Origin of the sequence: Cryobacterium sp. 10I1 (assembly GCF_035019805.1) — a bacterium.
Taxonomy (GTDB): domain Bacteria; phylum Actinomycetota; class Actinomycetes; order Actinomycetales; family Microbacteriaceae; genus Cryobacterium; species Cryobacterium glucosi.
Genome location: NZ_JASJVF010000211.1, coordinates 1 through 5,789, shown reverse-complemented (window position 1 = coordinate 5,789; position 5,789 = coordinate 1). Strand labels below are relative to the sequence as shown.

Here is a 5,789-nt window from a genome sequence, read left to right as displayed (position 1 = left end):
GTCGCGGCCGTGCTCGTCTCCGCGGCGAAGCCCTGGGCGGGCTTGACGTCGGTGAGTCCCCTGCCCATCGTGAGGATGATCCGCCAGCCGCCGGTGTACGTGCCGATCGCGATGGCGAGCGCGCACGTGCAGATGACCCACCACTGCGGGCCGCTGCCGACCGCCTGGAATCCGCCGGCGATGAGGGTCAGCGTGATCACGCCCATCGTCTTCTGCGCGTCATTGGTGCCGTGGGCGAGGGCGACGAGGGAGGACGAGAAGATCTGCGCGTACCGGAAGCCGCCCCGGCCGTCCGCTTTGCCTGCGTCACGACGCGTGATGAAGTAGGCGAGCCTGGTCGCGACGAGCGCGACGACACCGACCGTGACCGGTGCGATCAGGGCAGGCAGGATCACCTTCGCGAAGACGACGGTGAAGTCGACCGACTGGACGCCGATGCCGATGATGGCCGCGCCGATCAGGCCGCCGAAGAGGGCGTGGCTCGAGCTCGACGGCAGGCCGCGGAGCCAGGTGATCAGGTTCCAGACGATCGCGCCGATGAGCCCGGCGAAGATGATCTGCGGCGTGATCTGCACCCCGCCGTTGCCCTCGCGGATGATGCCCCCCGACACGGTCTTCGCGACCTCGGTGGAGAGGAATGCGCCGACGAGGTTGAGCACGGCTGCGAGGCCGACGGCGACCTTGGGCCGCATCGCCCCGGTCGCGATGGGCGTCGCCATCGCGTTCGCGGTGTCGTGGAAGCCGTTGGTGAAGTCGAAGACGAGGGACAGCGCAATGACGAGCGCGACGATCAGGGTGAGATCCACCGGAGGCTTTCTTGTTCGGCTGCAACAGGGTGCAGCCGAATCCGCGCTGCTTCCCGGACGCCGGACGGACAAGCGACCTAACGATCCTGACACTCCCGGGAGGTCAGGTCAATTCAGCGGGAATACTGCTCGCGTTCAGACGCCGTTCACCGGCGGCCCCTGCCCGCCCAGCCGCCCGCCCGGCTGCCCGGCTGCCCGCTCAGCTGCTCGCGACCACCGTCGCCAGGTCCGCGCCGAAGGTGAACGTGCGGCGCACGGGCACGCCAGCGAGCACGCCAGGCAGCCAGTGCCTGGCATCGTCCCACATCTCGTCGAGGGGCAGCGCTGCGACGTCGAACCAGACCGGGTTGAGTTCGTCCGATTCCCGGGGAGTGCCGCTCCAGTCGCTGCACACGAAGACGGACGATTCCTGGCTCCATGCCTCCCGGTGCGGGAACAGGTAGGTCAGCACCCCGAGGGCGGTGAGAGCGGATGCCGCGACGGAGAGTCCGGACTCCTCCTCGATTTCGCGCACCGCGGCATCCACCGCGGTTTCACCGGGTTCGAGCTTGCCGCCGAGGCCGACGATGTTGCCGAGGCCGAGGCCCTTCTTCTTCCGGCCGAGGAGCACCTGGGTGCCTCCGGCGGGCGATTCGCGGGTGAGGTAGCACACGCACACCTGGGGCAGGGTCATGGACCCAGCTTAACGGCGGGGTTTGTTAGGCTGCGCCTATGAATTTCGTTCCCGAATCGGGCACCATCACCATGTTCACGACCAACTGGTGCGGCTATTGCTCCCGGCTGAAGTCCCAGCTGGACAAGGCCGGCGTCGGCTACACCGAGGTCAACGTCGAAGAAGTCGACGGCACGAGTGAGCTCGTGATGAGCCTGAACGGTGGAAACCGCACCGTGCCGACGGTCCTGTTCCCGGACGGGTCGAGCGCGACCAACCCCTCGCTCGCGCAGGTCCAGGCCAAACTCGCCTGACCCTCTCCTCCCCGGTTCCACCAGCTGAGGGGTCGTAAATCGACCTTGTAACACGCTGAGGGGTCGCAATTCGACCTTCCCGTGTGCTGCGAAGGTCGATCTGCGACCCCTCAGGGATGCGATCGGGTGATGCTGCCGGCTCTAGCCGAAGAGGACGGCGGCCTCGTCGTAGCGTGCCTGCGGGACGGTCTTCAGGCCGATCGTGGCGTCGGCGATGCTGACGATCTCGATGTCGGTGCCCTTGAGCGAGACCATGGAGCCCCACTGGCCGGCGTGGATCGCGTCGACGGCGGCCATGCCCAGGCGGGTGGCGAGCACGCGGTCGTATGCCGACGGGGAGCCGCCGCGCTGGGTGTGGCCGAGGACGGTCGCGCGGGTTTCGATGCCGGTGCGCTCTTCGACCATCGGGGCGATCATTTCGCTGATGCCGCCGAGGCGGGGACGGTTGAACGCGTCGAGGCCCTTGGTGGAGAGTGCTTCCTCCATGCCGGCGAGCTTGAAGCCCTCAGAGACGACGAGGACCGGCGCGCGGCCGCGGTCGCGGACGCTGAGGACCCACTCGCAGATCTGCTCGATGGTCTGGCTCTGCTCGGGGATGAGGATGGCGTGTGCTCCGCCGGCCATGCCGGAGTGCAGGGCGATCCAGCCGACGTGGCGGCCCATGACCTCGACGATCATGCAGCGGCCGTGCGACTCTGCGGTGGTGCGGAGGCGGTCGATGGCCTCGGTCGCGATCTCGACGGCGGTGTTGAAGCCGAACGAGTAGTCGGTGGCCTCGAGGTCGTTGTCGATGGTCTTCGGCACGCCGACGATGCGGATGCCTGCGTCGGTGAGGCGGCGGGCTGCGGTCAGCGTGCCCTCGCCACCGATCGCGATAATGGCGTCGATGCCCTCGGCATCCATCATCTTCTGGATGTTAACGGGTCCGCCGTTCTCGCCCTCGAACGGGTTCGTGCGCGAGCTGCCCAGAATGGTGCCGCCCTGACGGGATAATCCACGCACACTGTGGCGATCGAGGGTCATGAACTCCCCCTGCACCAGCCCGCGCCAGCCGTTGCGGATTCCGATGAATTCATCATCGAGAACGCGGACACCTTTAAGGACGGAACCGCGAATAACCGCGTTCAACCCGGGGCAGTCTCCACCGCTCGTGAGGATACCAATTTTCATCTGTGACTGCTCCTTCATGCTCAAGTACTCATGTCGGCGCCTGCACCAACCCCTAATGATGGTCCCGAATCGGGGCCAGACTCAAATCCGCGCCGGGGAGTGCGGGCTACAGCTCCCCGTCGAGTGCCTGGGTGAGCAGGAACACGAGGGCGCTGGCCTGGATCGAGTCCTCGGACGAGGCCTCGCCCTCGACCCCGTCGAGCGCGCGGGCCGCGAGACCCTGCTTGCTGCCGATCAGTTCGGCGATGCGCGCGTCGATCGTGTGCGCGGCGATGATCCGCCACGCGGTGACCGGTTCCGACTGGCCGATGCGGTGCACCCGGTCGATGGCCTGGGTCTGCTCCGCGGCCGTCCAGCTGAGCTCGGCGAGCACGACGTTCGAGGCCGCCTGCAGGTTGACCCCGACGCCGGCGGCGCTGAGCGAGCAGACGACGACGGCGACACCCGGGTCGTTGTTGAACGAGTCGATCGCGGCCTGGCGGGCGAGCGCGGTCTGGTCGCCCCTGAGGGAGACGGAGCGCATGCCGCGCTTGGCGAAGATCTGCTCAGCGGTGTCCATGACGTCGATGTGCTTGGCGAAGAACACGACCTTGCCGACCGAGTGCGCGAGCTGCACGGCGTAGTCTGCGGCGAGCCCGGCCTTGGCCTGGCCGATCTTGCGCACCATGGTGAACACGTTCTCGCCCGTGGTCTGGCCCTTGGACTCCTCGAGCTCGGCGTGGGCGACCGCGCGGATGAACGCGGCCCGCTGGGCTCCGTCGAGGCTGGGCGCCGTGCGGCCGGGATGGCGCGCGGACACGAGGCCGTGGTACCGAGTGACGAGGCGGGCTGCGAGTTCCCGTTCGGCCTGGCGGATCGAGCGCCCGAGGTCGTCGTCGAGCTCGACCGGCAGGTCGGCGATGCGCTTGGCGGGCAGGTCCGTCGCGACGTCGACCTTGCGGCGGCGCACGATACCCATGTCGATGACCGCGGCCCTGGCTTCGGAGTAGAAACCGGCATCCGCCGGGGTGAGGCCGGTGGCCTCGAGCCGGGCCATCAGCTTCGCAGTCGGCTTGTCGCCGTCTATCCAGCCGAGGAACTGCCAGATGGCGCGGAAGTCGTCGACGTCGTTGATCAGGGGGGTGCCGGTCAGGGCCATCAGCAGCGGGTTGCCGCCGGGGGTGCGGCGGCGGATCTGCTCGGCGAGGGCGAGTACGTGGCGGGAGCGCTGCGACTGCAGGTTCTTGATGAAGTGCGCCTCATCGACGACCATGCCCTTGAAGCCGAGGGTGCCGAGCCAGGCCCTGTGCCGGTCGAGCACGTCGTAGTTCACGATGACGACGTCGGCGAAGGCGTCGAGGGTGTCGCCGTCGCCGTGGATGACGGTCGCCCGGCGCTGCGGCGTCCACATCTCGACCTCGCGCACCCAGTTCATCTTGACGACGTTGGGCACGATGGCGAGCAGCGGGTACGCGCCGGCGACGGATGCCGCGAGCAGGCTCTGCGCGGTCTTGCCGAGACCAGGCTCATCGGCGAGCAGGTAACTGCGATGGCCGAGCCGTGCGCTCTCGATGAAGCGGGACTGGTGCCGCATGAGTTCCATGCCGGGCGGGGAAAGCCGGTCGATGACGGGCGCCTCCGGCAGGTCCATGCTCGCGGCCTGGCCGCCTGAGCCGTATTCGAAGGACTTGAAGAGCGGGCCGATCAGTTCCCAGTTGGCGAGGCGGCGCCCGGAGATGACGGGAGCGGCCTGGACGGCGCTGAAATCGGGGGCGAGGAAGGGGTTCGCGAGCTGGCGCGCCCGCACGGACTGCGGGACGACCTGGTTCTCCGGCTCATCGGGCTTGACCTCGGGCTCGCGGGTGATGATCAGTTCGTCCGGGCTCAGGTCCGCCCCGGATTCGAGGAGCCAGTCGCGGCGGAAGCGCTGTGCGACGGTCGACACTCCGGCGTCGGGTTCGAGGAGGGTGATCAGGCTCGTGTCGCGGGCCGCGGTCTTCGCGAGGATCTGCGCGATGCCGTCGAGGCGTTTGAGCAGCTCTGCCCTGTTCGCGTCGGTCAGTTCGCGGTCGCCCTTGACCCTGGCGCGTTCCTCGCGCATCAGGAGCGCGATGACCTGGTATTTCGTGCGGTTCGTCGGCCCGAGCTTGGTGCCCGACTGGGCCTTGGCTTCGACCTCGCGCACCTTGCGGGCGAGGATCGGGATGATCGGGGCGTCGTCGTCCCTCGAGCGTGCGCGCTGCCTGGCGCGGCCTCCGGCCGGGGCATGGTTGTTCGAGCCTGGGGCCTGGTGGCGGGTGTATGCCATTCTTCTCCAACTTCACAGCGGCTGTGGCAGCGTGATCCACGCGCGACGTCGTGCGGCATCCGTGGACACCAGAGCGATCAATCGAAAGAACCGGGCCGAGCCAACGAAACGATTGTGCTGCAGACCGCTTCGGTACTACACCGGGGAGGTCGAGACGACGACCGGGTTTCGACGCACCTGTAGTCTACGCCCGCGCATCCGCCCGATGACACACCCCGCACGACGCTCAGTGCACGGGGACCTTGACGCGCACCCCGACCACGATGAAGAGCAGCGCCGCGACATACTGTGCGGCCACCCAGCCTTGCCCGTTCAACCCGATCACGAAGATCGGGTTCCACAGCACGGCGATGGGGGCGAGGCCGATGAGCCACCACCAGGCCTTCCCCTGCACGGCAAAGACGCAGAGGATGAGGGCGAGGATGCTGACGGTGTACCGGATGATGATGAAACTGTCGGCGTCGATCAGGGCGAGACCGGCAAGCAGGGCGATGGCGCCGAGCAGGCCGGGCGCGAGAGCTGCCCGGGAAAAGGTGGGTGCGACCGGGGTGCCCATCAGA

6 protein-coding genes are annotated in these 5,789 nt (G+C 68.0%); 1 reads left to right on the top strand and 5 read right to left on the bottom strand.

All coding sequences use genetic code 11. The annotated features are described in order from the left end of the window. Together QN345_RS14810 and QN345_RS14805 are read right to left on the bottom strand one after the other, a co-directional pair. Positions 1-806 (bottom strand): anion permease (locus tag QN345_RS14810; protein ID WP_323508803.1); only part of this gene is annotated, 806 nt, incomplete at its 3' end. A 199-nt stretch (positions 807-1,005) separates the two neighbouring features. Then, the gene (locus QN345_RS14805) at positions 1,006-1,479 is read right to left on the bottom strand and encodes an 8-oxo-dGTP diphosphatase (RefSeq protein ID WP_134449564.1); all 474 of its coding nucleotides are present in this window, start codon (positions 1,477-1,479) and stop codon (positions 1,006-1,008) included. Positions 1,480-1,517: 38 nt separating this feature from the next. On the opposite strand from QN345_RS14805, the gene QN345_RS14800 reads away from it, so the two are divergent. Beyond that, on the top strand, positions 1,518-1,772 hold the full coding sequence (locus tag QN345_RS14800) for a mycoredoxin (RefSeq protein ID WP_134449563.1): 255 nt from the start codon (positions 1,518-1,520) through the stop codon (positions 1,770-1,772). 141 nt (positions 1,773-1,913) lie between these two features. On the opposite strand, the gene QN345_RS14795 is transcribed toward QN345_RS14800, so the two are convergent. The 3 genes from QN345_RS14795 to QN345_RS14785 form a co-directional block, all read right to left on the bottom strand. After that, complete coding sequence (locus QN345_RS14795) at positions 1,914-2,942, bottom strand: 6-phosphofructokinase (RefSeq protein WP_134449562.1); 1,029 nt, start codon at positions 2,940-2,942, stop codon at positions 1,914-1,916. Between the two features lie 106 nt (positions 2,943-3,048). Further along, positions 3,049-5,229, bottom strand: coding sequence for a DEAD/DEAH box helicase (locus QN345_RS14790; RefSeq protein WP_134449561.1), 2,181 nt, complete (start codon positions 5,227-5,229; stop codon positions 3,049-3,051). 226 nt (positions 5,230-5,455) lie between these two features. Next, on the bottom strand, positions 5,456-5,785 hold the full coding sequence (locus tag QN345_RS14785) for a DUF6804 family protein (RefSeq protein WP_241975349.1): 330 nt from the start codon (positions 5,783-5,785) through the stop codon (positions 5,456-5,458). Positions 5,786-5,789 lie beyond the last annotated feature (4 nt).

What these genes read in the sequence shown, in the direction of transcription:
- QN345_RS14800 (WP_134449563.1), top strand. Translation starts at nt 1,518, where the DNA reads ATGAATTTCGTTCCCGAATCGGGCACCATCACCATGTTCACGACCAAC.
- QN345_RS14795 (WP_134449562.1), bottom strand. Translation starts at nt 2,942, where the DNA reads ATGAAAATTGGTATCCTCACGAGCGGTGGAGACTGCCCCGGGTTGAAC.
- QN345_RS14805 (WP_134449564.1), bottom strand. Translation starts at nt 1,479, where the DNA reads ATGACCCTGCCCCAGGTGTGCGTGTGCTACCTCACCCGCGAATCGCCC.
- QN345_RS14790 (WP_134449561.1), bottom strand. Translation starts at nt 5,229, where the DNA reads ATGGCATACACCCGCCACCAGGCCCCAGGCTCGAACAACCATGCCCCG.
- QN345_RS14785 (WP_241975349.1), bottom strand. Translation starts at nt 5,785, where the DNA reads ATGGGCACCCCGGTCGCACCCACCTTTTCCCGGGCAGCTCTCGCGCCC.